The organism is Amycolatopsis sp. NPDC003861, from assembly GCF_053605405.1.
This window is the reverse complement of the sequence record NZ_JBSGJD010000128.1, coordinates 1-26,726: the sequence shown is the minus strand read 5'-3', so window position 1 is coordinate 26,726 and position 26,726 is coordinate 1. Positions and strand designations below refer to the sequence as shown.

26 protein-coding genes are annotated in these 26,726 nt (G+C 71.7%); 9 read left to right on the top strand and 17 right to left on the bottom strand.

What is annotated here, in order from left to right; genetic code table 11:
• Positions 1 to 49: 49 nt before the first annotated feature.
• Both ACWEVN_RS28100 and ACWEVN_RS28095 read right to left on the bottom strand, forming a co-directional pair.
• On the bottom strand, positions 50 to 892 hold the full coding sequence (locus tag ACWEVN_RS28100; RefSeq protein ID WP_449687969.1) for an undecaprenyl-diphosphate phosphatase: 843 nt from the start codon (positions 890 to 892) through the stop codon (positions 50 to 52).
• Between the two features lies 1 nt (position 893).
• Complete coding sequence (locus ACWEVN_RS28095; RefSeq protein WP_452053282.1) at positions 894 to 1,931, bottom strand: LLM class F420-dependent oxidoreductase; 1,038 nt, start codon at positions 1,929 to 1,931, stop codon at positions 894 to 896.
• 86 nt (positions 1,932 to 2,017) lie between these two features.
• On the opposite strand from ACWEVN_RS28095, the gene ACWEVN_RS28090 reads away from it, so the two are divergent.
• The 3 genes from ACWEVN_RS28090 to ACWEVN_RS28080 all read left to right on the top strand — a co-directional run bounded on the left by ACWEVN_RS28090 (position 2,018) and on the right by ACWEVN_RS28080 (position 4,319).
• Positions 2,018 to 2,986, top strand: coding sequence for an aldo/keto reductase (locus tag ACWEVN_RS28090; RefSeq protein ID WP_310972737.1), 969 nt, complete (start codon positions 2,018 to 2,020; stop codon positions 2,984 to 2,986).
• Between the two features lie 98 nt (positions 2,987 to 3,084).
• A complete protein-coding gene (locus tag ACWEVN_RS28085; RefSeq protein WP_452053283.1) occupies positions 3,085 to 4,098 on the top strand; it encodes a YncE family protein in 1,014 nt (337 codons plus the stop codon).
• Positions 4,095 to 4,319: a DUF5703 family protein gene (locus tag ACWEVN_RS28080; RefSeq protein ID WP_308678000.1), complete on the top strand. Its 225-nt coding sequence runs from the start codon at positions 4,095 to 4,097 to the stop codon at positions 4,317 to 4,319. Before ACWEVN_RS28085 ends, ACWEVN_RS28080 begins: the two co-directional genes overlap by 4 nt.
• On the opposite strand, the gene ACWEVN_RS28075 is transcribed toward ACWEVN_RS28080, so the two are convergent.
• Genes ACWEVN_RS28075 through ACWEVN_RS28065 form a run of 3 tightly spaced genes read right to left on the bottom strand, consistent with a single transcriptional unit; the run spans position 4,316 to position 6,042 of the window.
• Positions 4,316 to 5,044, bottom strand: a complete 729-nt coding sequence (locus ACWEVN_RS28075; RefSeq protein WP_452053281.1) for an SRPBCC family protein — start codon at positions 5,042 to 5,044, stop codon at positions 4,316 to 4,318. The two genes, ACWEVN_RS28080 and ACWEVN_RS28075, sit on opposite strands and share 4 nt — an antisense overlap.
• Position 5,045: 1 nt before the next feature.
• A complete protein-coding gene (locus ACWEVN_RS28070; protein ID WP_452053280.1) occupies positions 5,046 to 5,633 on the bottom strand; it encodes an ArsR/SmtB family transcription factor in 588 nt (195 codons plus the stop codon).
• Positions 5,634 to 5,664: 31 nt separating this feature from the next.
• Positions 5,665 to 6,042: a MerR family transcriptional regulator gene (locus ACWEVN_RS28065; RefSeq protein WP_452053279.1), complete on the bottom strand. Its 378-nt coding sequence runs from the start codon at positions 6,040 to 6,042 to the stop codon at positions 5,665 to 5,667.
• 28 nt (positions 6,043 to 6,070) lie between these two features.
• On the opposite strand from ACWEVN_RS28065, the gene ACWEVN_RS28060 reads away from it, so the two are divergent.
• On the top strand, positions 6,071 to 6,754 hold the full coding sequence (locus ACWEVN_RS28060; protein ID WP_452053278.1) for a methyltransferase domain-containing protein: 684 nt from the start codon (positions 6,071 to 6,073) through the stop codon (positions 6,752 to 6,754).
• 2 nt (positions 6,755 to 6,756) lie between these two features.
• Here ACWEVN_RS28060 and ACWEVN_RS28055 read toward each other — a convergent pair whose 3' ends face one another.
• The 3 genes from ACWEVN_RS28055 to ACWEVN_RS28045 form a co-directional block, all read right to left on the bottom strand.
• Entirely contained in the window at positions 6,757 to 7,638 is an 882-nt protein-coding gene (locus tag ACWEVN_RS28055) for an alpha/beta fold hydrolase (protein WP_452053277.1), read from the bottom strand.
• Positions 7,638 to 8,960, bottom strand: coding sequence for a M20/M25/M40 family metallo-hydrolase (locus ACWEVN_RS28050; protein WP_449687961.1), 1,323 nt, complete (start codon positions 8,958 to 8,960; stop codon positions 7,638 to 7,640). The genes ACWEVN_RS28055 and ACWEVN_RS28050 overlap by 1 nt, the downstream gene beginning before the upstream one ends.
• A gap of 84 nt (positions 8,961 to 9,044) precedes the next feature.
• On the bottom strand, positions 9,045 to 9,824 hold the full coding sequence (locus tag ACWEVN_RS28045; protein WP_452053276.1) for an NYN domain-containing protein: 780 nt from the start codon (positions 9,822 to 9,824) through the stop codon (positions 9,045 to 9,047).
• A gap of 174 nt (positions 9,825 to 9,998) precedes the next feature.
• Between ACWEVN_RS28045 and ACWEVN_RS28040 the strand changes: the two genes are divergently transcribed.
• Complete coding sequence (locus ACWEVN_RS28040; protein WP_452053275.1) at positions 9,999 to 10,604, top strand: HAD family acid phosphatase; 606 nt, start codon at positions 9,999 to 10,001, stop codon at positions 10,602 to 10,604.
• Here the strand turns inward: ACWEVN_RS28040 and ACWEVN_RS28035 are convergent.
• Positions 10,583 to 11,509 carry a LacI family DNA-binding transcriptional regulator gene (locus ACWEVN_RS28035; protein WP_452053274.1) on the bottom strand — a complete coding sequence of 309 codons (927 nt, stop codon included), beginning with the start codon at positions 11,507 to 11,509 and terminating at the stop codon, positions 10,583 to 10,585. The genes ACWEVN_RS28040 and ACWEVN_RS28035 overlap by 22 nt on opposite strands.
• A gap of 139 nt (positions 11,510 to 11,648) precedes the next feature.
• Between ACWEVN_RS28035 and ACWEVN_RS28030 the strand changes: the two genes are divergently transcribed.
• Positions 11,649 to 12,824 carry a CaiB/BaiF CoA transferase family protein gene (locus ACWEVN_RS28030; RefSeq protein ID WP_452053273.1) on the top strand — a complete coding sequence of 392 codons (1,176 nt, stop codon included), beginning with the start codon at positions 11,649 to 11,651 and terminating at the stop codon, positions 12,822 to 12,824.
• 4 nt (positions 12,825 to 12,828) lie between these two features.
• Here the strand turns inward: ACWEVN_RS28030 and ACWEVN_RS28025 are convergent, their stop codons facing one another.
• On the bottom strand, positions 12,829 to 13,584 hold the full coding sequence (locus tag ACWEVN_RS28025) for an HpcH/HpaI aldolase/citrate lyase family protein (RefSeq protein WP_452053272.1): 756 nt from the start codon (positions 13,582 to 13,584) through the stop codon (positions 12,829 to 12,831).
• A 108-nt stretch (positions 13,585 to 13,692) separates the two neighbouring features.
• On the opposite strand from ACWEVN_RS28025, the gene ACWEVN_RS28020 reads away from it, so the two are divergent.
• Positions 13,693 to 13,854 (top strand): hypothetical protein, encoded by a 162-nt coding sequence (locus tag ACWEVN_RS28020; RefSeq protein WP_452053271.1) that lies wholly within the window; start codon positions 13,693 to 13,695, stop codon positions 13,852 to 13,854.
• 6 nt (positions 13,855 to 13,860) lie between these two features.
• Here the strand turns inward: ACWEVN_RS28020 and ACWEVN_RS28015 are convergent, their stop codons facing one another.
• From ACWEVN_RS28015 to ACWEVN_RS27995, 5 genes are all read right to left on the bottom strand, one after another.
• The gene (locus ACWEVN_RS28015) at positions 13,861 to 14,529 is read right to left on the bottom strand and encodes an HAD family hydrolase (RefSeq protein ID WP_452053270.1); all 669 of its coding nucleotides are present in this window, start codon (positions 14,527 to 14,529) and stop codon (positions 13,861 to 13,863) included.
• Positions 14,530 to 14,588: 59 nt separating this feature from the next.
• Positions 14,589 to 16,883 carry a glycosyl hydrolase family 95 catalytic domain-containing protein gene (locus ACWEVN_RS28010; RefSeq protein ID WP_452053269.1) on the bottom strand — a complete coding sequence of 765 codons (2,295 nt, stop codon included), beginning with the start codon at positions 16,881 to 16,883 and terminating at the stop codon, positions 14,589 to 14,591.
• Positions 16,884 to 16,981: 98 nt separating this feature from the next.
• On the bottom strand, positions 16,982 to 17,743 hold the full coding sequence (locus ACWEVN_RS28005) for an SDR family oxidoreductase (protein ID WP_452053268.1): 762 nt from the start codon (positions 17,741 to 17,743) through the stop codon (positions 16,982 to 16,984).
• 58 nt (positions 17,744 to 17,801) lie between these two features.
• Positions 17,802 to 21,380: a discoidin domain-containing protein gene (locus ACWEVN_RS28000; RefSeq protein ID WP_452053267.1), complete on the bottom strand. Its 3,579-nt coding sequence runs from the start codon at positions 21,378 to 21,380 to the stop codon at positions 17,802 to 17,804.
• Between the two features lie 203 nt (positions 21,381 to 21,583).
• A complete protein-coding gene (locus ACWEVN_RS27995; protein WP_452053266.1) occupies positions 21,584 to 22,024 on the bottom strand; it encodes a winged helix-turn-helix transcriptional regulator in 441 nt (146 codons plus the stop codon).
• A gap of 130 nt (positions 22,025 to 22,154) precedes the next feature.
• On the opposite strand from ACWEVN_RS27995, the gene ACWEVN_RS27990 reads away from it, so the two are divergent.
• On the top strand, positions 22,155 to 23,351 hold the full coding sequence (locus ACWEVN_RS27990; RefSeq protein ID WP_452053265.1) for a thiolase family protein: 1,197 nt from the start codon (positions 22,155 to 22,157) through the stop codon (positions 23,349 to 23,351).
• A 114-nt stretch (positions 23,352 to 23,465) separates the two neighbouring features.
• On the opposite strand, the gene ligD is transcribed toward ACWEVN_RS27990, so the two are convergent.
• A complete protein-coding gene (ligD, locus tag ACWEVN_RS27985; RefSeq protein WP_449682482.1) occupies positions 23,466 to 24,407 on the bottom strand; it encodes a non-homologous end-joining DNA ligase in 942 nt (313 codons plus the stop codon).
• 65 nt (positions 24,408 to 24,472) lie between these two features.
• Here ligD and ACWEVN_RS27980 point away from each other — a divergent pair, with 65 nt between their 5' ends.
• A complete protein-coding gene (locus ACWEVN_RS27980) occupies positions 24,473 to 25,309 on the top strand; it encodes a PHP domain-containing protein (protein WP_452053264.1) in 837 nt (278 codons plus the stop codon).
• Between the two features lie 65 nt (positions 25,310 to 25,374).
• On the opposite strand, the gene ACWEVN_RS27975 is transcribed toward ACWEVN_RS27980, so the two are convergent.
• On the bottom strand, positions 25,375 to 26,726 hold a 1,352-nt coding region (locus ACWEVN_RS27975; protein WP_452053263.1), incomplete at its 5' end, for an MFS transporter.

Sequence of the window (26,726 nt, the reverse complement as noted above, 5' to 3'; positions counted from 1 at the left end):
GGCGTTCGGTGCGTCAGACGCACCGAACGCCACATTGGGGCGTTCTGGATCAGTGACCGACGGGCCCGGCGTTCGGGTCCAGCGCGCCGGTGAAGATGAGCACGAACAGCAGCACGCCCAGGACCAGCCGGTACACCACGAACGGGACGAAGCTGCGCTTCTTGATGTACGCCATCAGCCAGGCGATCACCGCGTAGCCCACGCCGAACGCGACCAGCGTGGCCAGGATCGTCGGGCCCCACTGGGCGGGGACGTTGCCCGAGCCGATGTCCTTGAGCTTGTACACGCCCGATCCGAACACCGCCGGCAGCGCCAGCAGGAACGAGTACTCCGCCGCCTCCGCTCGGGTGTAGCCGAGCAGCAGGCCCGCGCTCGTCGTGCCGCCCGAACGGGACACGCCCGGGATCAGGGCCAGCGCCTGCGCGAACCCGAACCCGAGGCCGTGCGGCACGGTCAGGTCGTCCAGCGTGCGCTCCTGCTTGCCGATCCGGTCGGCGATCAGCAGGATCACGCCGAACACGATCAGCACCGTCGCGGTGATCCGCAGGTCGCGGAACGCGCTGTCGATCTCGTCCTGCAGCAGCAGGCCGAGCACCACGATCGGCAGCGAGCCGACGATGATCAGCCAGCCCAGGCGGGCGTCCGGGTCGCGGCGCCACTCCGCCTTGTACAGCGAGAAGAACCAGGCCCTCAGGATCCGGCCGATCTTGGGGCCGAAGTAGATGATCACCGCCAGCTCGGTGCCGATCTGGGTGACGGCGGTGAACGCCGCGCCCGGGTCGTCCCAGCCGGCCAGGGCCGCGACGATCCGCAGGTGCGCGCTCGACGAAATCGGCAGGAACTCCGTCAGGCCCTGGACCAGGCCCAGGACGAGTGCTTCGAACCACCCCACGTCAGGCCACCCCCGCCAGCTCGAGCGCCTCGGCGGCCGTGCGCAACGCCGAGGCCGGCTCCGGGCCGTAGGGCGACACCGACAGGGTCGTCACGCCGGCTTCGGCGTATTCCGTCATCTTCTCCGCGATCCGTTCCTTCGGGCCCAGCAGCGACGTCGCGTCGAGGAACTCGGCCGGCACCGCCGCCATCGCCCCCGCCCGGTCGCCCGCCAGGTACTTCTCCTGCACTTCGGCGGCCTCGGCCGCGAATCCCATCCGGCACGCCAGCCGGTTGTAGAAGTTCTTCTCCTTGCTCCCCATCCCCCCGAGGTAGAGCGCCGCGTAGCCGCGGACGGCGTCCGCGCAGGTCCGCCAGTCCTCGCCCGGCACCAGCGGCACTGAAGGGACGACGTCGAAGCCGTCCAGGTTGCGTCCGGCCCGCTCGGCGCCGGCGCGGACGTGGGCCAGCTGTTCCCCCGCGTGGGCCGGCGAGAAGAACACCGGCAGCCAGCCGTCGGCGATCTCGCCGGCCAGCTCGAGGTTCTTCGGGCCGATCGCGGCCAGGTACAGCGGGAGGTGCTTGCGGGCCGGGCGGACGGTCAGCCGCAGCGCCTTGCCCGGGCCGTCCGGCAGCGGCAGCGTGAAGTGCTCGCCCTCGAACCGCACCCGCTCCCGCCGCAGCGCCGAACGCACGATGGCGGCGTACTCCCGGGTCCGGCCCACCGGCGAGGTGAACCGCACACCGTGCCAGCCCTCGGACACCTGCGGGCCGGACACGCCGAGGCCGAGCCGGAACCGGCCGCCCGACAGCGTGTCGAGCGTCGCGGCGGTCATCGCCGTCATGGCCGGCGTCCGGGCCGGGATCTGCAGCACAGCGGCCCCGACGTCGATCCGCGACGTCCGCGCCGCGATCCAGGTGAGCACGGTCACCGCGTCCGAGCCGTAGGCCTCCGCGGCCCACACGACTGCGTAGCCGAGGTCCTCCGCCTGTTTCGCCAGGGCCAGGCTCGCGGGGTCGTTCCCCGCTCCCCAGTAGCCGAGATTCAGTCCGAGTCGCACGGGGCCAGACCCTAACGGGGGCCATGATCGCGACACGACTCACCTTGGTCTCCTCCGGACGGGGCAGCCCACTAGGCTCGGCGGTCGTGGAAAAGCGACTGCTCGGCCGCTCGGGACTGCGCGTCTCCCGTATGGCGCTCGGCACCATGACCTGGGGTGGCGACACCGACGCGGAGGAGGCCGCCAGCCAGCTGGTCGCCTTCGTCGACGCCGGCGGCACCCTGGTGGACACGGCCGACATCTACGGCGAGGGCGAGAGCGAGCGGGTGCTCGGCTCGCTGCTCGGCGACCTCGTGCCCCGTGAAGACGTCGTCCTCGCGACGAAGGCCGTCGCCAAGCGCACCGACGGGCCGTTCGGCGGCGGTGCCTCCCGCGGCGCCCTGCTCACCGCGCTCGACGGCTCGCTCAAGCGGCTCGGCACCGACCACATCGACCTGTGGCAGCTGCACGCCTGGGACGACTGCGTGCCGCTCGCCGAGACCCTCGCCGCCCTCGAGTACGCCGTGACCAGCGGAAAGGTTCGCTACGTCGGCGTCTCGAACTACGCCGGCTGGCAGCTGGCCACCGCCGCCGCGGGCGCCTCGGCCCTCGCGCCGATCGTCTCCACCCAGGTCGAGTACTCGCTGCTGGAACGCGGGGTGGACCGCGAGGTGGTGCCCGCGGCCGCGCACCACGGCATCGGGCTGCTCCCGTGGGCGCCGCTCGGCCGCGGCGTGCTGACCGGCAAGTACCGCACCGGCACCCCCGCCGACTCCCGCGGCGCGAACAGCGCCTACGCCGGGTACGTCGAGCACCACCGCACCGACCGCGCCGCCCGGATCGTGCAGGCGGTCGCGACCGCCGCCGACGGCCTCGGCACGTCCCCGCTGGCCGTCGCCCTGGCCTGGGTCCGCGACCGGCCCGGCGTCGTCGCCCCGGTCGTCGGCGCCCGGGACACCGGCCAGCTCACCGGCTCGCTGACGGCCGAGGACATCACCCTCCCGCCCGCCATCCGGTCCGCGCTCGACGACGTCAGCGCGATCGAGGTCGGCTACCCCGAACGCTGGCCGCGGTGAGCGCCAGGTGTCTGTTCGGTGACACGCACGTGACGGCACGGGGATCGAGGAGCATGCTGGTGAAGACCGACCGCCGAGGGACAACTGGAGGCCGCAACGTGCATCGGCTCGCCGCCGTGTCGTGGCTCGCGCTCCCGCTCGCCGGTGCCCTGGTGCTCTCGGGCTGCTCGTCGGCCAAGTCGACCTCCGACGACCTCCAGATCGTCGCGAACCCGACCGCCGCGCGCCCGGCCGTCTCCCCCGCCGTGACCGTGCCGCCCGCCGGTCAGGTCCTGCGCGACGGCTCGGTGTCGGCCGTCGCCGTGGACGCGAAGACCTCGACCCTCGTCGTTGCGGTTTCTTCGCCCCCGGCTCTGCGGCTGTACGACCTGAACGCGCTCGCGTCACCCCCGGTGAATATGCCGTTATACAGTGCTGCGTCCCGGTTGACGGTGTCGCCGGGGCGGGTGGAGATCGCGGAGCCCGGTCAGGGTGTGGTGCAGCAGCTGACGTTGCCGGATCGGAAGCTGACAGAGACGAAGATCGGCGGGCAGCCGGCGTCGAGCATCGTCTACGGGGCCGATCGCCTGGTCGCGATGGGGGCGGGCAAGGACATCCGGGTGCTGCCGGCCGCGGGTCCGGCGCGGACGATCGGCGGGCAGCTCTACAGCGCCGACGACGTGGTCGACACCGGGGACGGTGTGGTGGTGCTGGATCGGCTGCGGACGGCGGTGTTCTCGGTCGACGTCGCCGCCGGGAAGGTCGGCGAAGGCTTGCGGGCGGGCGATGGCGCCGCGAACGCCGTGGCGGATTCCTACGGCCGGGTGCTGGTGACCGACGCGCGGGCGGGGGCGCTGCTGGCGTTCTCGTCGGGTCCGCTGATCCTGAAGCAGCGTTTCCCGGTGCCCGGTGGGGCGTACGGGATCGCTTACGACGCCACGCGGAGCCTGGCGTGGGTGACGCTCACCGAACGGAACGAAGTGGCCGGGTTCGACGTCCGCGGCGGCGAGCCCGTGGAGAAGTACCGGTTCCCCACCGTGCGCCAGCCGGATTCGGTGGGGGTGGACGAGAAGAGCGGCCGGGTGATCGTCGGCTCGGCCGCCGGAGAAGGGACCCAGGTGATCCAGCCATGACAGCGGTCGGCGAGGCGGTGGTCGAAGGGGATTGGGAGTATCGCCGCCTGCACCTCCCCCCGGGTGTGTCCCGGCGTGCGGCGGCGATCCAGCTCTCCATCCACGCGGAGTTCGCGGGCTGGGAACTGCGCACCGTGCGGCTCTACGCCGACGGCACGCGCCGGGTCTGGCTCCGCCGCAAGAAGACGGCGCAGAGCCTCCCCGGCGCCCTCCCGACCTAGCCGGCCACCCGGTTCAGCCAGTCGCCCCAGGTCTTTTCCTCGACGTCCGCGTCCGCACCCGGGGCGAACAGGTCGTGGCAGGCGACCATCGCGCCCTGGAAGCCGCGGACGAACCGGTACATCGCGTCCGGCGTCCGGATGCCGACCGTCTGGTCGTTGACGGCGTAGACCACGCCTCCCCCGCCGAGCCGGACCCGGTCGCCCTCGGCAGGACGGGCGGTCAGACCCAGGGCAGTGCCCAGGCGTGTCCACACCTCGTCCCAATCCGCCACCGGCGGGCCGAACGCGGTGACCGGGGTCGCGGTCCGGTCCGCGAAGTGCGTCACGTACTCGACCAGTGTGCGGAAGAAGAGGTCGCCGCCCGCGGTCATCGCCTCGAACTCGTCCTCCCAGTCGTCGCCCGGCAGGAAGCCGCTGGTGACGCAGCGGAGCACCGTGCTGCCGCCGCCGCGGCCCTCGATGAGGAACTCGTAGGCGATCCGGCGGCCGTCCGGTGCGGTGTCGCTGCCGTAGGCGAGCTTCTCCGCCGGGTCCCACTCGCTGATCCGGAACTCGGGCCGGTAGGCCCCGAAGGCGCCGCGGACCGTGCCGCCGGTGCCGCCCTCGACCTCGTTGCGGCCCATGAACCACGAGTCGATGCCCGGGCCGGTCGCGATGGCTTCCCACACCTGCTCCGGCGTCGCGCCGACTTCGGCGACGTCGGTCAGTTCGAACTCGTACCCCACTTCAGGACTCCTCCGGGACGCTCGGGTGCACGGCGACGACCACCCGGTACGAGCGGCCCTTCTCGGCCGCTTCGTCGTGGTACTTCCCCACCAGCGTGGTGACGGCGGTGGTGAGTTCTTCGGCGAACGCGGCCCGGTCGGCGGCGGAGGCGAACCGCACCTCGCCGTCGAGCGCGAACGTCGCCAGGCGCTGCTTGGCCTTGGCCGCGCCGGTGATCAGCAGGCCGACGTCCCGCACGAGCCGGCCGGCGACGGCGAGCAGCCACCGCGCCGAGAGCCGGTCCGGTGAGCGGGCCGGGTCCGGCTGCACCGCGGCCAGCGCCGTCGGCGAAATGACGTACGACGCCGCCGTCGCTCGCATCATCCGCTCGGTGACGTTGCCCTTGCGGCGTTCCTCGACCAGCTCGACCAGGCCGTGGCTCTCCAGCGCGCGCAGGTGGTAGTTGACCTTCTGGCGCGGCAGGCCGACGCGCGCGGCGAGCATGGTCGCCGAGGCCGGCTCGGCCAGCTCGGCCAGCAGCCGGGCCCGGACCGGGTCCAGCGACACCTCGGCCGCCGCCGCGTCTTCGATCACCGCCACGGGAAACATGCGCCCAGCATCCAACCGAACAGAGAAGTTGTCAAGAACGATCGAGCTGTCGGTCGATGAGGGTCTGGAAGTGCGGACACGTCATGAGGTCGTCGTGCCGGCAGTCACCTTCGATCAGCTCGAGCGCGGCCTGGGCGCGCGCGATCCGGGTCCGGAGCCGCTCCCGCTGGCGGGCCGCCATCGCCGCCCGCCCGGCCGCGGACCGGTCGGTCAGCATCGACCGGATGTCCGCGAGTTCGAACCCGGCTTCCTTCGCCACCAGGATCGCGGCCACCCGCCGCAGGTCCGCGTCGGTGTACCGGCGCCGGGTGCCGGCGCGGGCGGGGGTCAGCAGCCCTTCCGCTTCCCAGTAGCGCAGCACGTGGGCCGGCAGCCCGAACCGGGCCGCCACTTCGCCGATTGACTTCATGTCGGCATTAAGTCGCAGGATGGGTCGCATGTCCACGTTGCTGACCCTCCTCGACGCCCTCGACGACCGGCCGCAAGCCGTCCACCTGCGGGAACGCACTTACCAAGGACTGGGTGACGTCGTGGTCGACGTCGGTTGCGGCGGCGGGCGGGCCGTCGGCGAATTGGCCGCTCGCGGGGTCCGGGCCATCGGCGTCGACGCCGACCCGGCCATGATCTCGGTGGCGGCCGCGCGCTGGCCGGACGGCGAGTTCCACGTGGCCGACGCGACCACCCTGCCCCTGGACGACGGCGCGGTCACCGGCTACCGCGCCGACAAGGTCCTGCACGTCCTGCCCGACCCCGCGCTCGCGGTCGCCGAGGCCCGCCGCGTCCTCGCCCCGGGCGGCCGCGCGGTGCTCGCCGGCCAGGACTGGGACACGATCGTCATCGACTCGGACGATCCGGCGCGCACCCGCTCGATCGTCCACACGCGAGCGAACGGCATGCCACACCCCCGGATCGCCCGGCGGTACCGGAACCTGTTGCTGGACAACGGGTTCACGGAGGTGACGGTCGAGGTGCACACGGTGGTGTGGACGGACCCGGCGGCCCTGCCGGTCCTGGCCAACCTCGGCGGCGACGGCGCCTGGCTGGACGAGCAGTCGGCCCGCGCCCGCGAGGACCGGCTGTTCGTCGCGGTGCCGATGTTCGTCGCCGCCGGCACCCGCTGACCTCAGGCCCGCCGGCTCGCGTTGACCAGCGCGACCACCCGCGGCAGCACCTGGGCCGCGGCCTCCAGCGGCACGACGTGCCCCACCCCGGGCAGCACCACCGCCGTCCCGTTGCCGAGGCCGCGGACCCAGTGCTCCACATCGGACGCCCGGACGATCCGGTCCCGCTCCCCCACGATCGCCGTCACCGGGAGGTCGGCGACCTGGGCCAGCGCCGCGTCGCGCGCGTAGGCGTCCATGGCCGGGCGGAACACCGACACCGTGTGGGGCCAGTTGCCGCGGATCATCTTCACCGTCAGCTCGACCAGGTCCGGGTCCGGGTCGTCGCCGAACAGCCACCAGCGCAGGCCCGCGCTGACCGCCCGGCTGGTGTGCTCGCGCACCACGCCGAACAGCTTCGAGCCGAGCACCGCTTCGAGGTCGCGGGCCAGCTTGCCCAGCGCGTTCGGCCAGGTCGCCGACACCTCGGTGGCGAGGGTGCCCGACGACGTCGCCAGCAGCACCAGCCCCGAGACCCGCTCGGCGAACAACGCCGGGTGCCGCTGGGACAGCGACATGATCGCCAGGCCGCCCATGTCGTGGCCGACCAGCACCACGCGGCCCTCGGGCACCTCGCGGGTCAGCAGCTCGGCGAGGTCGTCGCCGAGCTGGGCCATGGTCGCGGTGCCGCGGCGCGCCCGCCCGGAGCCGCCGTGGCCGCGCTGGTCGTAGGTCAGCACGGCCACCGGCCCGTCGGCGGCGTCCGGCACCAGCGGCGCGATGCGGCCCCAGCTGCGCTGGTCGAGCGCGTAGCCGTGGACGAACACCACGGTCACCGGCGCGGCCGGGTCGCCCCGGCGGATCACCTGCAGGGGCGTGCCGTCGGCGAGCGCGAACCCGGTCATCAGCTGGTGCGCAGGAACCGGTCGAGTACGCGGGTGCCGAACTTCAGCGCCTCGACCGGGACCCGCTCGTCGACGCCGTGGAACAGCGCCGAGAAGTCGAGGTCCGCGGGCAGCTTGAGCGGCGCGAAACCGAAGTTGCGGATGCCGAGCTCCTGGAACGACTTGGCGTCCGTGCCGCCGGACAGCATGTACGGCAGCGTCTTCGCGCCCGGGTCCTCGGCCAGGACCGCGGCCGTCATGGCGTCCACGAGCGCGCCGTCGAAGGTGGTCTCGACCGGCGGGAGCTCCATCCACTCCTTCTCGATGTCCGGGCCGAGCAGCTCGTCGAGTTCGCGGTCGAAGGCCTCCAGCCGGCCCGGCAGGATCCGGCAGTCGACCGCGGCTTCGGCGACCGACGGGATGACGTTCGACTTGTATCCGGCGGTGAGCATGGTCGGGTTGGCCGTGTCGCGCAGGGTCGCGCCGATCATCCGGGAGATGTTGCCCAGCTTGGCGACCGAGCCCTCCAGGTCGTCCTCGGGGAAGTCCCAGCCGGTGATCTCGGTGACGCCGGCGAGGAACTCCTTCACCGAGTCGGTCAGCACCAGCGGGAACCGGTGGTTGCCGAGCTTGGCGACGGCTTCGGACAGCTTCGTGACCGCGTTGTCGCGGTGGATCATCGAGCCGTGCCCGGCGGTGCCGCGCACGCGCAGCTTCATCCAGCGGATGCCCTTCTCCGCCGTCTCGATCAGGTAGGCGCGGACGTCGTCCTTGAGCGTGATCGAGAAGCCCCCGACCTCGCTGATCGCCTCGGTGACGCCCTCGAACAGCTCGGGCCGGTTCTCGACCAGCCACTGCGCGCCGTACTTGCCGCCGGCCTCCTCGTCGGCCAGGAAGGCGAAGACGAGGTCCCGCGGCGGCACGATGTCGTTCAGCTTGTAGTGCCGGGCCAGCGCGAGCGCCATCGCGCACATGTCTTTCATGTCGACCGCGCCCCGGCCCCAGACGTAGTCGTCCTGGATCGCGCCGGAGAAGGGGTGCACCGACCACTCCGAGGCGTCGGCGGGCACGGCGTCGAGATGACCGTGGATGAGCAGGGCGCCCCGCTCGCGATCGGCCCCTTCGAGCCGCACGATCACGTTGTGCCGGTTCTTCCCGCCCGACTCGACGTAGGTGATCTCGTAGCCGGCGTCGGTCAGCTTCTCCGCCACGTACTCCGCCGCCGCCCGCTCGCCGACCAGCGTGTCGGGATCGCCGGTGTTGGTCGTGTCGATGCGGATGAGCTCGCTGGTCAGCGTGACGGCCTCGGCCGCGGCGGCTTCGATCAGGTTCGGTTCGGTCACCGGCCATTCCTATCATTGGCGCCGCCGGACGCGCTGGCCGTGGGAACAGACTGAGCTCGGTCGCCTAACCGGCCGAATACAACGTTATACAGGCTGGGCCTGCCGTCGCCTGTCGCGCACGTAGATGACCGGCGGCTTGCTGTCGCCCGGGCTGCGGCGGTTCATCTCGAACAGCGCGGTCGCGGCGATCAGGTCACTGAGCTTGGCGTAGCCGTAGGTGCGGGAGTCGAAGTCCGGGCGCTGCTTCGTGACGATGTTGCCGATGGCGGACAGCGACGCCCAGCCGTCGTCGTCGGAAGCGGCTTCGACCGCGTTGCGCAGCACGGCCATCAACGCGAGGTCGGCCGCGAGCTGCGCGGCGCGGGCGGACGACCTCTGCGCGGGTGCCGCATCGGCCGGCTCGGCCGCGCTGCCGGGGTAGCCGAGATTCTCGACGTAGATGAACTTGTCGCACGCCGCGACGAACGGCTTGGGTGTCTTGCGTTCGCCGAAGCCGTACACGGTCAGACCCGATTCGCGCAGGCGCGCCGCCAGCCGGGTGAAGTCGGAATCGCTGGAGACGATGCAGAAGCCGTCGAAGCGGTCAGAATACAGCAGGTCCATCGCGTCGATGACCATTGCCGCGTCGGTCGCGTTCTTGCCGGTGGTGTACGCGAACTGCTGGATCGGCTGGATCGACTGGGCCAGCAACTGATCTTTCCAGCCTTTCAGGCTCGCCCCGGTCCAGTCGCCGTAGGCGCGCTTCACATGCGCGGTGCCGTACTTGGCAACCTCGGCCAGCAGCGCCTCGGTGATCCCCGGCCGGGCGTTGTCCGCGTCGATGAGCACCGCCAGCTTGGCGGCGCTCTCACTGGTCGTGGCCATGTGCGCTCCCCCGTCATCCTCCGCCGAACCGAGAATCCGTCCCGGCCGGCCCGGGTGCATCCTGCCCGAACCGGAGACCCGGCGCGCTCCGGTCTCCCAGCCCGTCGCGAACATGAAATAAATTCGGCTACTTGCCGGTACGATCACTCGCCACCGGCTGGTGGACTGTCAGCCATGTCACCCTCGAAAGCCCGCCTCGCCGTGGCCGGCACCGCCTCCGCCGTCCTGCTGCTGCTCGGCAGCGCCGGTGTCGCCGACGCCGCCGTTGCCCGGCCCGCCGCCACGGCCGCCGCCGCGCCGTCCTACGCCACCTGGGTCGCCGATGTCACCGCGGTCACCACGCCGGCGGCCGACTACCTCACCCAGCGGCTCGCCGTCCCGGGTGGACGGACCGCCATCGTGCTCGACATCGACAACACGAGCCTGGAGACCTACTACAACGGCGGGTTCACCACGCCCGCCGTCAAGCCGGTCCTCGCGCTCGCCAAGCTCGCCCAGGCCAAGGGGGCCGCGGTCTTCTTCGTCAGCGACCGCACCGAAGTGCTCCGGTGGCCCACCGAAGGGAACCTGAAGGCCGTCGGGTACCCGGACGACGGGCTCTACCTGCGTCCCCTGTTCAACTTCGACCCGGTGCAGACCAACAAGACCAAGGCCCGGATCGCCATCGAACAGGCCGGCTACACGATCGTCGCGAACATCGGCAACAACACCACCGACCTCGACGGCGGGCACGCCGAGCGGACCTTCAAACTGCCGGACTACAACGGCGCGCTGTCCTGAACCGGCGCGATCGTCGTCCCGGCCACCGGCGGGCAGGTGAGCAGCCGGGGCTCGCCTGCCCCCGTGGCCACCACCGACGCCAGCAGCCGCACCGCCTCGCGGCCGAGGGCGCGCCGCGGTACCTCGAAGCCGCTGACTTCCGGGCTGGACGGCGGGCAGCCGAGCACCGCCAGCGACAGGTCGCCGGGAACCGACACCGCCGCCGCGTGCAGGGCCCGCTGCGCCGGAGCGCACACCGCCTCGTCGACGACCAGTGCGGTCACGCCGTCGGCTAACCAGCCGCGGACCGCCGTCGCGAGGCCGGTGCCGTCGGTGCGGACCACCAGGGCGGGCTCGATGCCGGTGCCGCTCTCCCGCTCGCGCGCGGCCGGGGTGTCGGCCGGCTCGCGCAGGTGGCGGATCCGCCGGTGCCCCGCCTGCCGCAGCCGGGCGAGCACTTCGGCCGACGCCGATGCGTAATCGGCGTCGACGTACGGGACGCGGAGCTCCGGGCAGCGTCCGATGTGGACGATCGGGTACCCGGTGGCGAGCTGTTCCGCGGGCACCGGACCGCCGAAGAACAGGCAGCCGTCGGCGAGCCGGCTGCGGCGCGGGAAACCGGGGCCGGGCGCGGTGAACATGATCAGGTCCTTGCCGAGCACGGCCGCTTCCGCCGCGATGCCGGCCAGGATCGCCTGGTGCGCCTCGAACGCCGGGCCGGCGGCGCAGATCCCGAAGAGGCCGTGGCCCGCCTGTCGTTTCGCCAGCGGATCGGCGTAACCCAGCCGCTGGGCGGCCTCCAGCACGCGCAGCCGGGTCGCCTCGGCCAGCCGGACCCCGGTGCGGTTGCCGCCGAGCACCACCGACACGGTCGCCTGGGAAACCCCGGCCACGCGCGCGATGTCGGCCTGCCGCACCCTGCCCATCGGGCACCTCGCTCGCCGGTCGCCGGGGTCAGCTGATCGATTCAGACTGCAAGCCCGCTTCGGGACGCGTCAACGGTTTTGCCCGAAACTCCCGTTGATCCGGCCCGGTCATACCGGCGGCGGGTGGCAGGATGCGGCCATGCGCTCCTTGCCCCTCGACGGCGTCACCGTCGTGTCGTGCGAACAGGCGGTGGCCGCGCCGCTGGCCACCCGGCACCTGGCCGACCTCGGCGCCCGGGTGCTCAAGATCGAGCGGCCGGGCACCGGCGACTTCGCCCGCGCCTACGACGAAACCGTGCACGGCCTCTCCAGCCACTTCGTGTGGCTGAACCGGTCGAAGGAGAGCGTGACCCTCGACCTCAAGAGCGACGCGGCGCCCGGCGTGATGGCGGCGCTGCTGGACCGGGCGGACGTGTTCGTGCAGAACTTCGCACCCGGCGTCGCGGACCGGCTCGGGCTGGGCGCGGCCACCCTGCGCGCGACCCGGCCGCGGCTGATCACGTGCTCGGTGTCGGGTTACGGCTCGACCGGGCCGTACCGCGACGCGAAGGCGTACGACCTGCTGATCCAGTCCGAAGCGGGGCTGGTGTCGGTCACCGGCTCCGAGGAGGAGCCGGCCAAGAGCGGCATCCCGGCCGCGGACATCGGCGCCGGGATGTACGCGTTCTCCGGCATCCTCTCCGCGCTGTACGACCGCGAGCGCACCGGGCAGGGCACCGAACTCGAGGTGAGCCTGTTCGACTCGCTGGTGGAGTGGATGGGCTTCCCGCTGTACTACGCGGGCTACGGCGGGACACCGCCGCCGAGGACGGGCACCAGCCACGCCGCGATCGCGCCCTACGGAACGTTCGCCGCGGGCGACGGGACCGAAGTGGTGCTGGCGGTGCAGAACGACCGCGAGTGGGCGGCGTTCTGCGAGCACGCGCTCGCCCGCCCGGACTGGGTCACCGATCCGCGGTTCGCCACCGGCAGCGCCCGCGTGACCCACCGGGCGGAACTGGAGGCCGCGATCGACACGATCTTCGCCGAGCTCACCGGCGCTGCCTTGGAGGCACGGCTGGCGGCGGGCCGGATTGCCTATGCGCGTCGCCGCGACCTACCGGAAGTCTTGGCGCACCCCCAGCTCACGGCCCGCGACCGGTTCGCCGAGGTGGCGACCCCGGGCGGGCCGATCCGGGCGACGCTGCCGCCGATCACGGTGGCCGGCCGGGCGCCGCGGATGGCCCCGGTGCCGGCGCTGGGCGAGCACACGGACGCGGTGTTGAGGGAGTTCGGCTTCGACGCGGACGCACTGCGGCGTCAGGGCGCGGTGTAGCGCGTCAGGTCTCCAGGATGTGCCGGGCCCGGGTGAGCACCGGCTTGTCCACCATCCGCCCGTCCACAACGGACACCCCATCCCCCGCCGCCAGGACCCGGCGGGCCCACGCGCGCTCGGCCTCCGTCGGGGCGAACCCCTCCCGGACCGGCCCCACCTGCCGCGGGTGGATACACAGCTTGCCCCCGAAACCCAGCGAACGCGCATACCGGACGTCTTCCGCAAGCCGGGCCGGGTCGTGCAACTCCGTGGTGACGCCGTCCACCGGCGGGGCCAGCCCGGCCGCCGCCGAGGCGATCACCAGGCGCGATCGCGCGTAGACGAACGGATCCCGGTCCTCCGGCGTCACCCCGAGCTGGGCCGCCAGGTCCACACTGCCGAACGCCAGCCGCCGCACCGAAGGCGCCGCGGCCAGCTCACCCGCGCGTTCCACGCCGAGCGCGGTCTCGACGAGGGCGACCACCTCACCGAACCCGGCGAGCACCCCCGGCGTCTCCGCCTTCGGCACCATCACCGGCACGCCCCGCGCGGTCACCATCGCGGCGTCCTCGGCGAACCACGGGGTCCCGGGCGCGTTGATCCGGACCATCGCGCGGTCACGCTCGAGCCACTCGCGCACCGAAGCGCGGGCCGCATCCTTGGCCTCCGCCGAAACGGCGTCCTCCAGATCCAGGATCACGACCTCGGCGCCACTGGCGACCGCCTTGCCGAAGCGATCGGGCCGATCGCCGGGCACGAACAGGTACGTCGTCGCGGCCACCCGGTCACGATAGCCGTAAGGGGTCCGGGGCCGCCGGACTGCGTGATCACCCGATGCGACGCCTCACCCCTCAGGACGAACGTGGGCTCCACGACGGAAGGAGCCCTCATGCGAGGCGATTGGATCCACGACTGGGTGCAGGTGGAGATGGCGTACCGGGCCGGGGAGCGCCCGGCGCCGGTGGTGCGCGAGCGGCCGGCTTCGCACCCGTGGAAAACGCTGTGGGCCGCGCTGTTCCCGCCGCGCCGGGTCGTGGTGCGCCACCCGTGACGGCGGTCAGCGAGCTCCGGCGTGCACCCGCTCGACCGTCTCGACCAGGGTGTCCAGGCCGGGCAGGACCGCGTCCGCCACCGCCGGGTCCTGCGGGCCGTCGTGCCGGTTGACCCACACGCGCGGGATGCCCAGCGCCTGGGCGGGCACCATGTCGTGGAAGTGGCTCTGCGCCACATGCACCCAGTTCGCGGCGGTCGCGTCGAAGGACGCGGCGAACCGCCGGAAGTGGCCGTGCCCCGGCTTGTACTCGCCGACGTCCTCCGCGGTCACGATCGCGTCGATCGGCACCACCAGCCGCCGCTGGGTCTCGCCGATGAGGTCGCGGTCGCAGTTGGTCAGCAGCGCGAGCCGCCAGCCCGCTTCCCGCAGCGCGGACAGGGCCGGCCGGACGTCCGCGAACACCGGCCAGTACGGCAGCCCGGTGCCGAGCACCGACGCGTCGTCCGCCACCAGCTCCAGCCCGGCTTCGGCCGCGGTCCGGCGCACGGACTCGGCGAGCACCTCCCGGTAGCGCCGCACCGGCACTTCGGCCTGAACCTGCGGCTCGATCCGGTTGTAGACCTCGAGCAGGTCCGCGCCGCGGCCGGGGAACAGCAGCTCCAGCCCGGTGGTGATGCCGTGGCGCCAGTCCACCAGCGTGCCGAAGCAGTCGAACGTCGCCCAGCGGATCATCCTGTCCTCTCCCCTGCGTCGGTGCAGCCGTCCGGATACCCACACCGGGCCGGCCTCATTCACGGCCGGACCGTGATCGACGCTCCCGGCCGCAGGGTGATGGTCCGCCGCCAGGTCCCGGCCCGCACTTCGGTCCGGGTGCCGCCGACGCTGCGGATCACCGCCTTGGTGACCTTCCCGGCCCGCCATGCGACGTCCACCTCGAAGCCGCCGCGCACGCCGATCCCGGTCACCCGGCCCGACGCCGCCCACGCCGACGGCAACGCGGGCAGCAGTTCCAGCACCCCCGGCCGCGAGTACACCAGCATTTCGAGCATCGCCGTGGGCGCGCCGAGGTTCGCGTCGATCTGGAAGATCGCGTAGCTGCCCTGGCTGTACATGTCGAAGAAGTTCGGCGCGGTCCCGTTGCCGTTGTCCACCGACGGCCGCAGCACCGTGAGCAGCAGCTGGTACGCACGCTCGGCGTCCTTGAGCCGCGCCCAGCACGCCGAGCGCCACGCGGTCGCCCAGCCGTAGCTGTCCATCCCGCGCGCGATCAGCAACGCCCGGACGCCGTCGAGCAGTTCGCGCGGTGCCGTGTCGGCCGCGATGCGGTCGCCCGGGAAGAAGCCGATCAGCGGGGACAGGTGCCGGTGCGTGGTCTCGCCGAGGTTGTCCGGCGACATCCATTCCTCGAGCCAGCCGGTGGCCGGGCTCACCTTCGGCAGGTACAGCTTCTTCTGCAGCCCGGCGATCCGGTCGCCGTAGGCGCGGTCCCGGCCCAGCACCGCGACGGCTTCGCGGTAGTGCTCGAACAGGTCCCAGACGATCTCCTGCGCGTACGTGATCCCGCGGGCGTCCTGCGGGCCGTGCTCGGGTGACCAGTCGTGGTCGTCGACGAGCACCTCGCGGCCGTCGACGGTCATCGGGAGCAGCCGCGCGTCCCAGAACTCGGCCGCCCCCTTGAGCAGCGGGTAGATCCGGGCGAGGTAGGCCTTGTCTTGCGTGTGGGCGTAGTGGTCCCAGAGCGAGTTGCACAGCCAGGCGTTGCCGCCGGGGTGCCACCACCAGCCGGAGCCGCCGTAGATGTTGGTGGAGAAGGCGACCGCCCAGCCCGCGACCTTCCCGCTGGTGTTCCGGTAGCGGTTGCGCGGGTCGTTGAACAGCCGGTTCGTGCTGTCCGTCCACACCGGAAGCTGCGCGAGGCAGTAGCCGGCCAGGGCAGTGAAGCTCTCCGGCAGCGCCGCGCGGTCGGCCAGCCAGTAGTTCATCTGGACGTTGATGTCGGTGTGGTAGTCGCTCATCCAGTCCGGCGTGTTGGTGTTCTGCCACAGGCCCTGCAGGCCCATCGGCAGGCCGTCGCGCGAGCCGGTGATCGTCAGGTAGCGCCCGAACTGCAGGTAGCTCGCCTCCAGCTCCGGGTCGGGCACCCCCGGCCGGTCGTGCCGGGCGACCAGCCGCGACCACGTGTCGAGGGCCCGCTGGGCCGGCGACGACCGGCCGAGGTCGACGCTCATCCGGTCGTACCGCCGCCGGTAGTCCGCCACGTGGGTGGCCCGCAGGGCGCCGCCACCCGCGGCCTGCGCCGCGGCCGCCTTCCGCTTCGCCAGGGCCAGGGGGCCGAGCGACGCGTCGAGGAACTTCCGCGCCGCGTCGGGCACGTAGTTCGTGCCGCCGCTGAGCACGATGACGACGTCGTCGCCGCTGAACGTGGCCCCGCCGGCCACCGTGCACGCGTACTTCAGGCCGTTGGCGAACGTGCCGGTGAACGCCGTCGCGCCGGAGGAGGTCTCGCCGCGGGTGGGCTCCAGCGACACCGAGCCGGTGACGGGGCCGCCGCTGAACCGGATCACCACGACGTCGTCGGGGTGGCTCGCGAAGTACTCGCGGCGGTACCGGACGCCCTGGTACCGGTAGGTGATCACGACCAGGCCATTGCTGAGGTCGAGCGTGCGCCGGTAGTCCGTGACGCCGGTGTGCTCGGGCACCGAGATCCGCAGCTTCGCCAGCAGACCGAGCGTGCCGAACTTCTCGCGTTCGTACGGAAATTGGCCGTCGTCGTCGAGGACGTCGTTGGCGCCGCCCGTCCACAGCGACGCGTCGGCGAGGTAGAGGAAGTCGGCGGCGGGGTCGCCCCCGACGAGAGCACCGATCCGACCATTCCCGATTGGCAGACCCTGCTCGATGATCTTGTCCTCGATCGCGGGAGCCGGGTACCACAGCGTGGTCGCCCGGGCGTCCGGCACCAGGTCCGCCGCGGCCGGCCGCAGCACGTCCGCGCTGGCCACGAAGGGTGGGATGCCACTGAAGGCGAGACCGGCGCCGACGGCGCCTCCGAGCTTGAAGAACGTACGGCGAGAGGGAGGGTTCGACATGTCGGATCCGTTCGGCGTCGAAGGCAGGACCGGCGTGCAGCCCGCCAAACATATGACCTATTCGGAGCCGAGGTCAAGATTCTTAATAATTAATCCGATTACATACGAACGCTCTCGGCCAGGTACTCGCGGAAGGTGATCTCGCCTTCGCGGTGCCCGGGCGTGAGGTGCCCGCCGTCGGCGTAGGCCCGGAACGTCTCCCCCGGCACCTTCAGCGGCACGATCCGCTTGTGCCGCCCGGTCACCTCGCCGACCGCCTGGGCCAGCTCGGTCGCGGTGAGGATCTCCGGACCGCCGAAGTCGGGCGCGCGGCCGGCCGGGTCGGCCAGCGCGTGGGCGGCGAGGCGGCGGGCGACGTCCCGGACGTCGACGGGCTGGAACGAGATCCGCGGCACCGGCACCACCGGGAGCCGGGACGCGCCCGCGAGCAGCGCGCGGACCAGGCCGTGGAACTGGGTGGCCCGCTGGATCGTGTACGGCAGGCCCGAGGCCGCGAACAGCTCCTCGGTCTCGTGCTTGGCCTGGTAGTAGCCGAGCGGGACCCGGTCGACGCCGACGATCGAGACGTACACCAGGTGCGGGCCGCCCGCCCACCGCGCCGCCTCGATCAGCGTGCGCGCGAGCTGCGTCTCCCGCCCGAAGTAGTCGGTGGCGCAGTGGACGACGACGTCCACCCCGGCGACGGCGCTGTCGATGCCCCGCCCGGTCCGCAGGTCGCCGCGGACGACGTCCGGCGCCGCCCGCCTGCTCAGCACGCGGACTTCCGCGCCCGCCGACCGCAGCCGCGTCACGACCGCCGAGCCGAGCTGCCCGGTGCCGCCGGTGACCAGGATCCGCACGTCGACCACCTCCGGCGTCATCCTGGCACGGCGCGGGCCCGCCGGGGAACGGCTTCCCGGCGGGCCCGCGCGGCCTGGCTCAGCTGCGGTTGATGGTGAACGTGGTGGTGCGGTTGCGGATATCCTCGGCGTTGTCGGCCAGGGTCAGCCCGGTGAAGGTCGCCGAGCCGACGGCCGGGCCCTGGCCCGGCTCCGGCAGCTCGTTGGCCCAGATCCCGATCCCGGACTTCGCGTCGAAGGCGTCCCCGCTGCGGTGGGCGCCGGTGATCGACACGTTCGCCAGCACGGTGTCCTCGACCGGGTGCTCCGGCGTGGTGCCGGTGTACTTGGTCTGGAACATGATGCCGCTGTAGGTCGGGCTCTGGATGTCCACATCGGACACCCGGATGCCGCGGAACTCCTTGGACGCGGAGAACAGCCAGATCGCCGGGAAGGTCTGCTGGCCCCAGAAGTGGCCGCCGTCCCGGACCAGCGAGGCGTTCTGGACCGTCGTCGGCTGCGGCCCGAACCCGAGGAACGGGTAGCCGAAGTCGAGCGAGCTGATCGTGATCGCCGAGTAGGTCAGCGTGTCCGCGATGTAGAGGTTCCGGAAGGTGTTGTTGTACCCGCCGTAGACCGCGAGCCCGGCCGCACGCCACGGCGTGAGCGCGGTGAGGTTCTCGAACACGTTGTCGTACTGGTTGCCCGGGTTGAGGTCCGTGGCGGCGAACAGCGCGAAGCTGTCGTCACCGGTGGACCGGGCCTCGATGTTGGTGACGTGGTTGCCGGTGCTCCCGTTCGTCAGGTTGACGCCGTCGGCGAAGGTGTCGCGGATCCGGGAGTTCTTGATCGTGGTGTTGTCCACGTTGGTGCCCCAGACCATGACCACCTGGTGTTCGACCCAGATGTTGTCGATCGTCAGGTTCGCGACGTTCGTCAGGTTGAACACCTTGCCGGGGCCGTCGATCCGGGACGTGTAGTTGCCGAACACGGCGAACCCGCTGAACGTCGAGCCGTTCGCGCTCGCCTGCACGTCGATGCCGATGTCGGTGTTCTCCTGCCCGGCGGGTGCGGAGAACTTCGTGAACCACGGCCCGGCGCCGGTGACCGTGACGGCCTTGCCGTAGACGTTCAGCTTGCTCGACAACGCGTAGGTCCCGGCCGGCAGGTAGACGCCGGTGAGGGTGGTGTCCTGCCGGACCTTGTCGAGGGCGCTCTGCACGTCCTGCTGGGTGAACCCGGCGGGCACCGCGAAGTGTGCCGGGTCGGGGTTGGCGACCGCGGTGGCCTGCTCGAAGTTGACGAAGTCGATCGCGTAGTTCGTCGTGTTCGCCGCGTCCTTCTGCAGCTTGATCCGGCTACCGGCGGGCACGGTGGTGCCCAGCAGCACCGAGGCTTCGTCGTAGATGTGCCGCGGGCCGGCGCCCGGCGAGTTGCCCGGGCCGGTCTCGGCGCCGTAGAGCCACGCGAAGTGCGAGGTGAGGTCGATGGCCTTGAGGAAGGTGCCGTCGACGTAGACGTTCAGCGTCGAGGTGATCCCGCCGCCGCCCGCGCTGTCCGGGATGGAGAACCGCGTGACCAGGGTGTTGGTGGCCGCGCGGGTGGTGAACTCCACCGAGGAGCCGGTCGAGTTCAGCGTCACGGCCTTGCGGCCCGACGCCTCGCCCGCGAGGTCGCCGATCGTGCGGTTCGGCCCGACCACGGCGGCGCCGCCCGCCAGGACGCCGTCCTCGGCTTCGTACATGTCGTAGGGCATGTTCGCGCCACGGCCGACGAAGAGGGCCTGGGTGCCGGTGTTGTTGTCCTGCTTGACGGGCAGCTCGTTGGCGTCGTTCGCGACGACGGTCTTGACGGTGTACCGGCCGTTGGCGGCGGTCCAGGTGCCGACGGTGACCGGGCTCGCGGTGGCCCCGGCGGCGATCGCGCCGGTGTAGGTTCCGCTGAGTGTCTTCACTACGGTGCCGTTCTGGTCCGTGATCGTCACCGTGATGCCGTGGGCGCCGCCGGCGCTCGCCACCGTGCCCTGGTTGCGCAGGGTCGTGGTGAAGGTGACCGTGTTGCCCGCGGACGGGTTGTTCGGCGACCACGCCGTGGCCGCGACCAGGTCGGAGCTCTGCACCGGGCTGACGACGAGCGCCGTCGAGCTCGTGTAGGCGTTGTTGGCCTCGTTCTGTTCGATGACGGCGTTGGCTTCGTCGACCTTGGCGGTCAGCTGGTAGCTGCCCGCGTCCCGGGTGCCGATGTTCGCCGACACCGTCGTCGAAGCGCCGGCCGCGAGCGCGCCGACGTTCGCCGTACCGACCTTGGTCGTCCCGAGGTAGAGGTTGACGTTCGTCGCGCCCGAAGCCGCCGTGCCCGCGTTGCGGACGGTCGCCGACGCGGTGATCGCGTCGGTCTCCACCGGGTTCTGCGGCGACCAGGACACGCCCGAGATGGTCAGGTCGGGGTTGGGTGCGGGGACGCCGAAGACCTGGAACTCCGCGGCCTGCCCGCCGCCCGCGCCGGAGTTGGTGGTGACGCGCAGGCGGACGTCGGCGGCGCGCCCGCCGAGCGGGATCGTCACGGTGTTGCCGCTCGCGGGGTTGAAGCTGTAGCTCTGGGCGGCGGCCAACGTGGTGAAGGCGGACGCGCTCTGCTCCCGGCCTTCGACGGCGATCGTCTGGGTCCGCGGCCCCCACGCCGGGTCCGGGTTGAGCTTGACCACGACCTGGTTCAGGTCGGCGTTCGCGCCGAGCGCGACGGTCAGCAGGTTCGGGTAGGTCCCGCCGCCGCCCTCCCAGTACGTGGTCAGGGAGCCGTCGTTCGCGTTGCCCGCCACGTACGTCCACTCCGTCGAGGACGCCGTGATCGGCTTGCCCAGGGCCAGGTTCGTCCCGGCCTGGGTACCGGTGCGGGTCACGGTGCTGCTGGGGGCCGACTGGTTGCCCGCCGCGTCCTTCGCCCGGACGAAGTAGGAGACCGTGGCGCCGTCGGGCTGGCTGTCGGTGTAGGTCAGGACGTTGCCGGCGACGCTGCCGCGGAGCTGGTTGTTGGCGTAGACGTCGTAGCCGGTGACGCCGGTGTTGTCGGTCGACGCCGACCAGCTCAGCCGGAGCTGGCCGCTCGCGGGCTGGGTGTAGGCGAGGTTGCCGGGCGCGGACGGCGGCTGCGTGTCGCCGCCGGCGGGGCCGTGCACCTCGAACTCCGAGAGCTGGGCGGCGGGCCAGCCGGTGTTGGCGGTGACGTTCAGCCGCACGAACCGGGGCTTGCCGCTGACGTCGACGGTGACCGTGTTGGCCTTGGCCGGGTCGAAGACGTACCCGGCGGAGGGCTTCAGGTCGGTGAAGGTGGTCCCGTCGGTGCTGCCCTGGACGCTGAAGGTCTCCGTGCGGGCGCCCCAGTTCGCGGCCGGCAGCTTGAGCACGAGCTGCGCGACGTCGGTCGGCGTGCCGAGGTCGGCCTGGACCCACTGCGGGAACTGGTTGTTCGCGCTTTCCCAGTAGGTGTCCTGGTTGCCGTCGCCGACGTTCGAGACGGGGTAGCCGGCGAGCTGGCTGCTGGCGGTGTAGGTCGCGGAGGCGGCCTGGACGGCCGGCGCGGGTGCGGCCGGCGCCGCGCTCGCCGGAGCGGCGGGCGTGGTGAGGAGCAGGGACAAGGCGGCGAAGGCGGCCGCGGGTGACAACACACGCTTCGTTCTCATGCGGTTCCTCTGATCCGGGGAGGGGAGGGAGACGACTCGGAGCGAAACCGGAATCTTCCTGACGTCTGCCGCGATCTGCCGGTCATCTGTCAGGTTCTTGCACTGATTCGTTCAAGAGTTACAGTGACCGGGGCCACAAGTCAACGGCCGCGCAGCAAAAAGGCCTCCTCGCGACGGATGCGAGGAGGCCGTACCGGCTTGGCTCAGGCGTGCACGGCGCCCAGCCGGATCGCGTGGGTGCCCGGGGCGTCGACCGGGCCGCCGCAGCAGGCGCAGACGGTGGCCGGCTCGAGCACTTCGCCGCAGGCGTGGCGCCACAGGGTGGGGGGTTCGCCCTGGTGGACGTACTTGTCACCCCAGGCCATCAGGCCGAGCAGGACGGGCTGCAGCGCGCGGCCGGCTTCGGTCGGGTGGTACTCGTGGCGCGGCGGGTGGGCTTCGTACCGGACCTTCTCGAGGACGCCGGCGTCGACGAGCTTGCGCAGCCGCGCGGCCAGGATGTCCCGGCTCGCGCCGGTGTTCTCGGCGATCTGGTTGAACCGCCGCTCCCCCAGCATGATCTCCCGCAGCGCGAGCAGGCTCCACCGTTCGCCGACGACTTCCAGCGCCTCGGCGACCGAGCATTCGCGACCACGCCGGACCATGCCACCTCCACGGGGTTGAAAATCCAACCTAGCACGTCAACGTGGTGTGACGTGGCGAACAGCTGAGTTGTGGATTCCAACCGACCGGGCGTATACCGAAGGGACCCCGATCTGCGAGGAGGCAGACGCCATGACGGACGCGGTGATCGTCGACGCGGTACGAACCCCGATCGGCAAGGGCAAGCCGAACGGGACACTGGCCGGGGTGCACCCGGTGGACCTGCACGCCCACGCCTTGCGGTCCCTGGCCGAGCGCACGGGCGTGGACCCGGCCCGCATCGACGACGTGATCAGCGGCGCGGTGGGCCAGATCGGCGAGCAGAGCATGAACACGGCCCGCTGGGCGGCGCTGGCGGCCGGGCTTCCGGAGTCGGTCCCGGCGGTGACGGTCGACCGCCAGTGCGGCAGCAGCCAGCAGGCCGTCCACTTCGCGGCCCAGGGTGTGATCGCGGGCGCGTACGACGTGGTGATCGCCTCGGGTGTCGAGTCGATGAGCCGGGTCCCGATGGGCAGCCAGGTGGCGGGCCGCGACCCGTTCGGTCCCCAGGTGGCGGCCCGCTACCCGGACGGCCTGGTGCCGCAGGGCATCAGCGCGGAGCTGATCGCCGCGAGGTGGGGCTTCACCCGAGCACAGCTGGACGAGTTCTCGGCGCAAAGCCACCAGCGAGCAGCGAAGGCGTGGGCGGACGGGAAGTTCGCGGCCGAGGTGGCCCCGCTGAAGGCACCGGGACCGGACGGCACGCTGCGGGAGGTCACCACCGACGAGACGGTCCGCCCCGGCACGACAACGGAAGTCCTTGCGGGCTTGAAGCCGGCGTTCCGGGCGGACATCTGGGAGCAGCGCTTCCCCCACCTGGCCTGGCAGGTGACGGCGGGCAATTCGTCCCCGATCAACGACGGCGCGGCAGCGTTGCTGATCACAAGCGCCGAGACGGCAGCGAACCTGGGCTTGAAGCCCCGAGCCCGGATCCACAGTTTCGCGGTAGCGGGCGACGACCCCCTCCTGATGCTGACGGGCATCATCCCGGCCACGAACAAGGTCCTGGCCAAGGCGGGCTTGAAGGTATCGGACATCGACGCATTCGAGGTCAACGAGGCTTTCGCCAGCGTGGTCCTGGCCTGGCAGCACGAGACCGGAGCGGACCTGGCGAAGGTGAACGTCAACGGAGGAGCAATAGCCTTGGGCCACCCCTTGGGAGGAAGCGGAGCAAGGCTGGCCACGACACTGCTGTCGGTCTTGGAGCAAACGGGCGGCCGCTACGGCCTCCAGACAATGTGCGAAGCAGGAGGCCTGGCCAACGCAACAATCATCGAGCGCCTCGACTGACCGCACCCAAACAGAAGCAGCACGCACTACCAGCCCACGACGGAACCCAGGCCCCCCGCAACCCCGATCCGAAGCCAGAACACGGCACAATGACCGCTTCGGGGTTGCAAACAATCACCCCGGATCAGGCACCTCGACACCATCCCGATCAGCCCACTCGAGCAACGGCTCAAGCGAAAAAACGGCATCATCGATCCCGGCATGGAGATCGCCGATCTCGGCGAACCGCCCAGGCACAGTGGCAATAGTGAAATCGCCCGGCAAGGCATCATCGATCTCCGACCACCGAACCGGCGTCGAAACCGTCCCTTCAGGATTCCCGCGAACCGAGTATGCACTGGCGATCGTATGATCCCGGGCATTCTGGTTGTAGTCGACGAAGAGCAACCGCGGGTCCCGGTCCTTCCGCCACCAGGTGGTGGTGACGTCATCCGGAGCCCGCCGTTCCACCTCATGGGCGAAGGCCAGCGCAGCCCGCCGGACATCGGCGAAACCCCACCGCGGCTCGATCCGGACGTAGATGTGCAGCCCGCGCCCACCGGACGTCTTCGGAAAGCCCACCGCACCAAGCTCGTCCAAGATCTCGTGCGCCACGTGAGCAACCCGCCGAACCCGGTCGTAACCACAATCGGGCATCGGATCGAGATCGATCCGCCACTCGTCCGGCTTCTCGGTGTCGGACCGCCGCGAGTTCCACGGGTGGAATTCCACAGTGGCCATCTGCACCGCCCATGCGACATGCGCCAGCTCGGTGACGCACAGCTCGTCCGCGTGCCGGTTGTACCGCGGAAAAGTGACCCGGACCGTCTCCAGCCACGGCGGAGCACCGTTCGGCACCCGCTTCTGGTGCACCTTCTCCCCCGCCACTCCGGACGGGAACCGGTGCAGCATGCAGGGCCGCTCGCGCAGGGCGTTGACGATGCCGTCGCCCACCGAGAGGTAGTAGTTGACCAGGTCGAGCTTCGTCTCACCCCGAGCCGGGAAGTAGACCCGGTCCGGGCTGGAGATCCGCACGGTGTGCGGGCCGACCTCGAGCTCCACAGCCTTGGACGCCATGGCATGACCGTACAGCGGCGCGAAGGGCGGCGGTGGGAGAAAGGCGGTGGTGCACAATCGGCGTGGTGAGCCTCCCGACGGACGGGCACGTCCACACCGAATGGTCCTGGGACACGGTCACCGGTTCGATGGTCGGCTCGTGCGAGCGGGCGATCGAGCTGGGCCTGCCGTCGGTGGCGTTCACCGAGCACGCGGACCTGACCCCCTGGCTGATCCCGGAGCCGGTCCGGCCGCTGCTGCCGGACCACTTCCGGGTGCGCCTGCGCCCGGACGGCGTCCTGGAGCCGCCGGAGCTGGACGTCGCGGGGTACCTGGCGTGCGTCGAAGAGTGCCGCGCGCGGTTTCCGAACCTGCGGATCCTGTCGGGCGTCGAGCTGAGCGAGCCGCACTGGCACCGCCCCCGCGCCGACGCCCTCCTGGCGGCCCACGGCTTCGACCGCGTCCTGGGCTCGGTGCACTCCCTCCCGGACGGCGAGCACCACCAGGAGCTGACGGTGGTCTCGGGCCGGCCGCCGGGCGAGCTGCTGCGGGCGTACCTCGCCGAGGTGCTGGGCCTGGTCGAGTCGACGGCGGACTTCGCGGTGCTCGCCCACATCGACTACGCCCTGCGCTCGTGGCCGGCCGAAGGTCCCCCGTTCGTGGCGGCCGACTTCGAGGAGGAGTTCCGGACGGTGCTGCGTGCACTGAAGGCAAGCGGTCGAGCACTGGAGGTGAACACGAAGGTGCCGTTGCCGGGTGAGGTGGTCCGGTGGTGGTTCGACGTGGGCGGCGAGGCGGTGTCGTTCGGCAGCGACGCCCACGAGCCTGGCCTGGTCGGCCACGGCTTCGAGCAGGCGGCGGCCCTGGTGGAGTCGTGCGGCTTCCGGCCGGGCCGCACCCCGCACGACTTCTGGCGCCGCTGACGCTCCCGCTCGGCCACCCCCAAGCGCCCAATGCCACTTCGGGGCGCGTGAGCCGGCGCGGCAGGTCAGACGAGGGCGTGCCGCCCGGAGGCGCGGGACTCGGCGCTCTGGTCCATCAGGCGGGCCGCGACCCGGCCGATCGCCGCGTCCAGTTCGGCCCGGTCACCCTGCCCCCAGTCGCCGAGGCGGTCGGCCAGCCAGTCGTGCCAGGCCTGGACCACCTTGCCGAACTCGGCACGGCCCGCGGCCGTCAGCTCCCAGCCGTCCCGGGTGTACCGCAGGTGGCCCGTCAGCTCCAGGCGGTTGAACGCCGGCTCCAGCACCTGCGCCGGCACGCCGAAGTACGTGCCGATCGCCGGCAACGTGGCCGGCTCACCCCGGCGACGACGCAGGTGGACCTGCAGCAGGCACCACATCCCGCCCTCGTCCAGGTCTCCCCCGGCGCGCTCGATGATCGACGGCGCCACCTGACGGCGTTCGCGGAAGAACAGCGTCGCCACCGCCCGCTCCAGCTCGCGGTCGTCCGTGCGGGCCTCCGGCATCGCGAAGCCATCGCCCAGGTCCGGTGCCGCCGCGCGAGCCGTGTCGCGCAGCGGGACCTCCTTCAGGAAGAACGCCAGGACCAGCGCCACCAACCCGACCGGCGCCGCCGCGAGGAACACCACGTGCAGCGAGTCGCTGTACGCACGGATCACCGGCGCCGACACCGACGAAGGCAGCGCGTGCAACGCCGTGGGCACCTGCAGCGCCCGCGGGTCCACCCCCGGCGGCACCGGGAGCGCGGCCAGCTTGGGCGTCAGCTGGTTCGCGTACACCGTGCCGAAGATCGCCGCGCCGAACGAGCTGCCGATCGAGCGCAGGAACGTCACGCCCGAGGTCGCGACGCCGAGGTCGGCGTAGTCCACCGTGTTCTGCACGGCGATGGTCAGCACCTGCATGCCGAGCCCGATGCCCAGCCCCAGCACGGCCATGTACGCCGACGCCTCCCAGAACCCGGTGCCGGTGTCCAGCCGCGACAGCAGGTACAGCCCGATCGTCATGCCCGCCGCCCCGGCCAGCGGGAAGATCTTGTACCGCCCGGTGCGGCTCACCGCGTTGCCCGCGGCGATCGAGGCCACCAGCAGGGCCAGCACCATCGGCAGCAGCCGGACCCCGGACGTCGTCGCGGACGTGCCCTGGACGTACTGCATGTACGTCGGCAGGTACGACAGCGCGCCGAGCATCGCGAAGCCGACGACGAAGCTCATGATCCCGCCGACGGTGAACACCGGGTTGCGGAACAGCCGCATCGGCAGCATCGGTTCCTTCGCCCGCAGCTCCACGAAGACGAACGCCGCCAGCAGCACGACCGAGCCGAGCGCCATCCCGATGATGGTCGGCGAGCCCCACGCGTATTGCGTGCCGCCCCAGCTCGTCA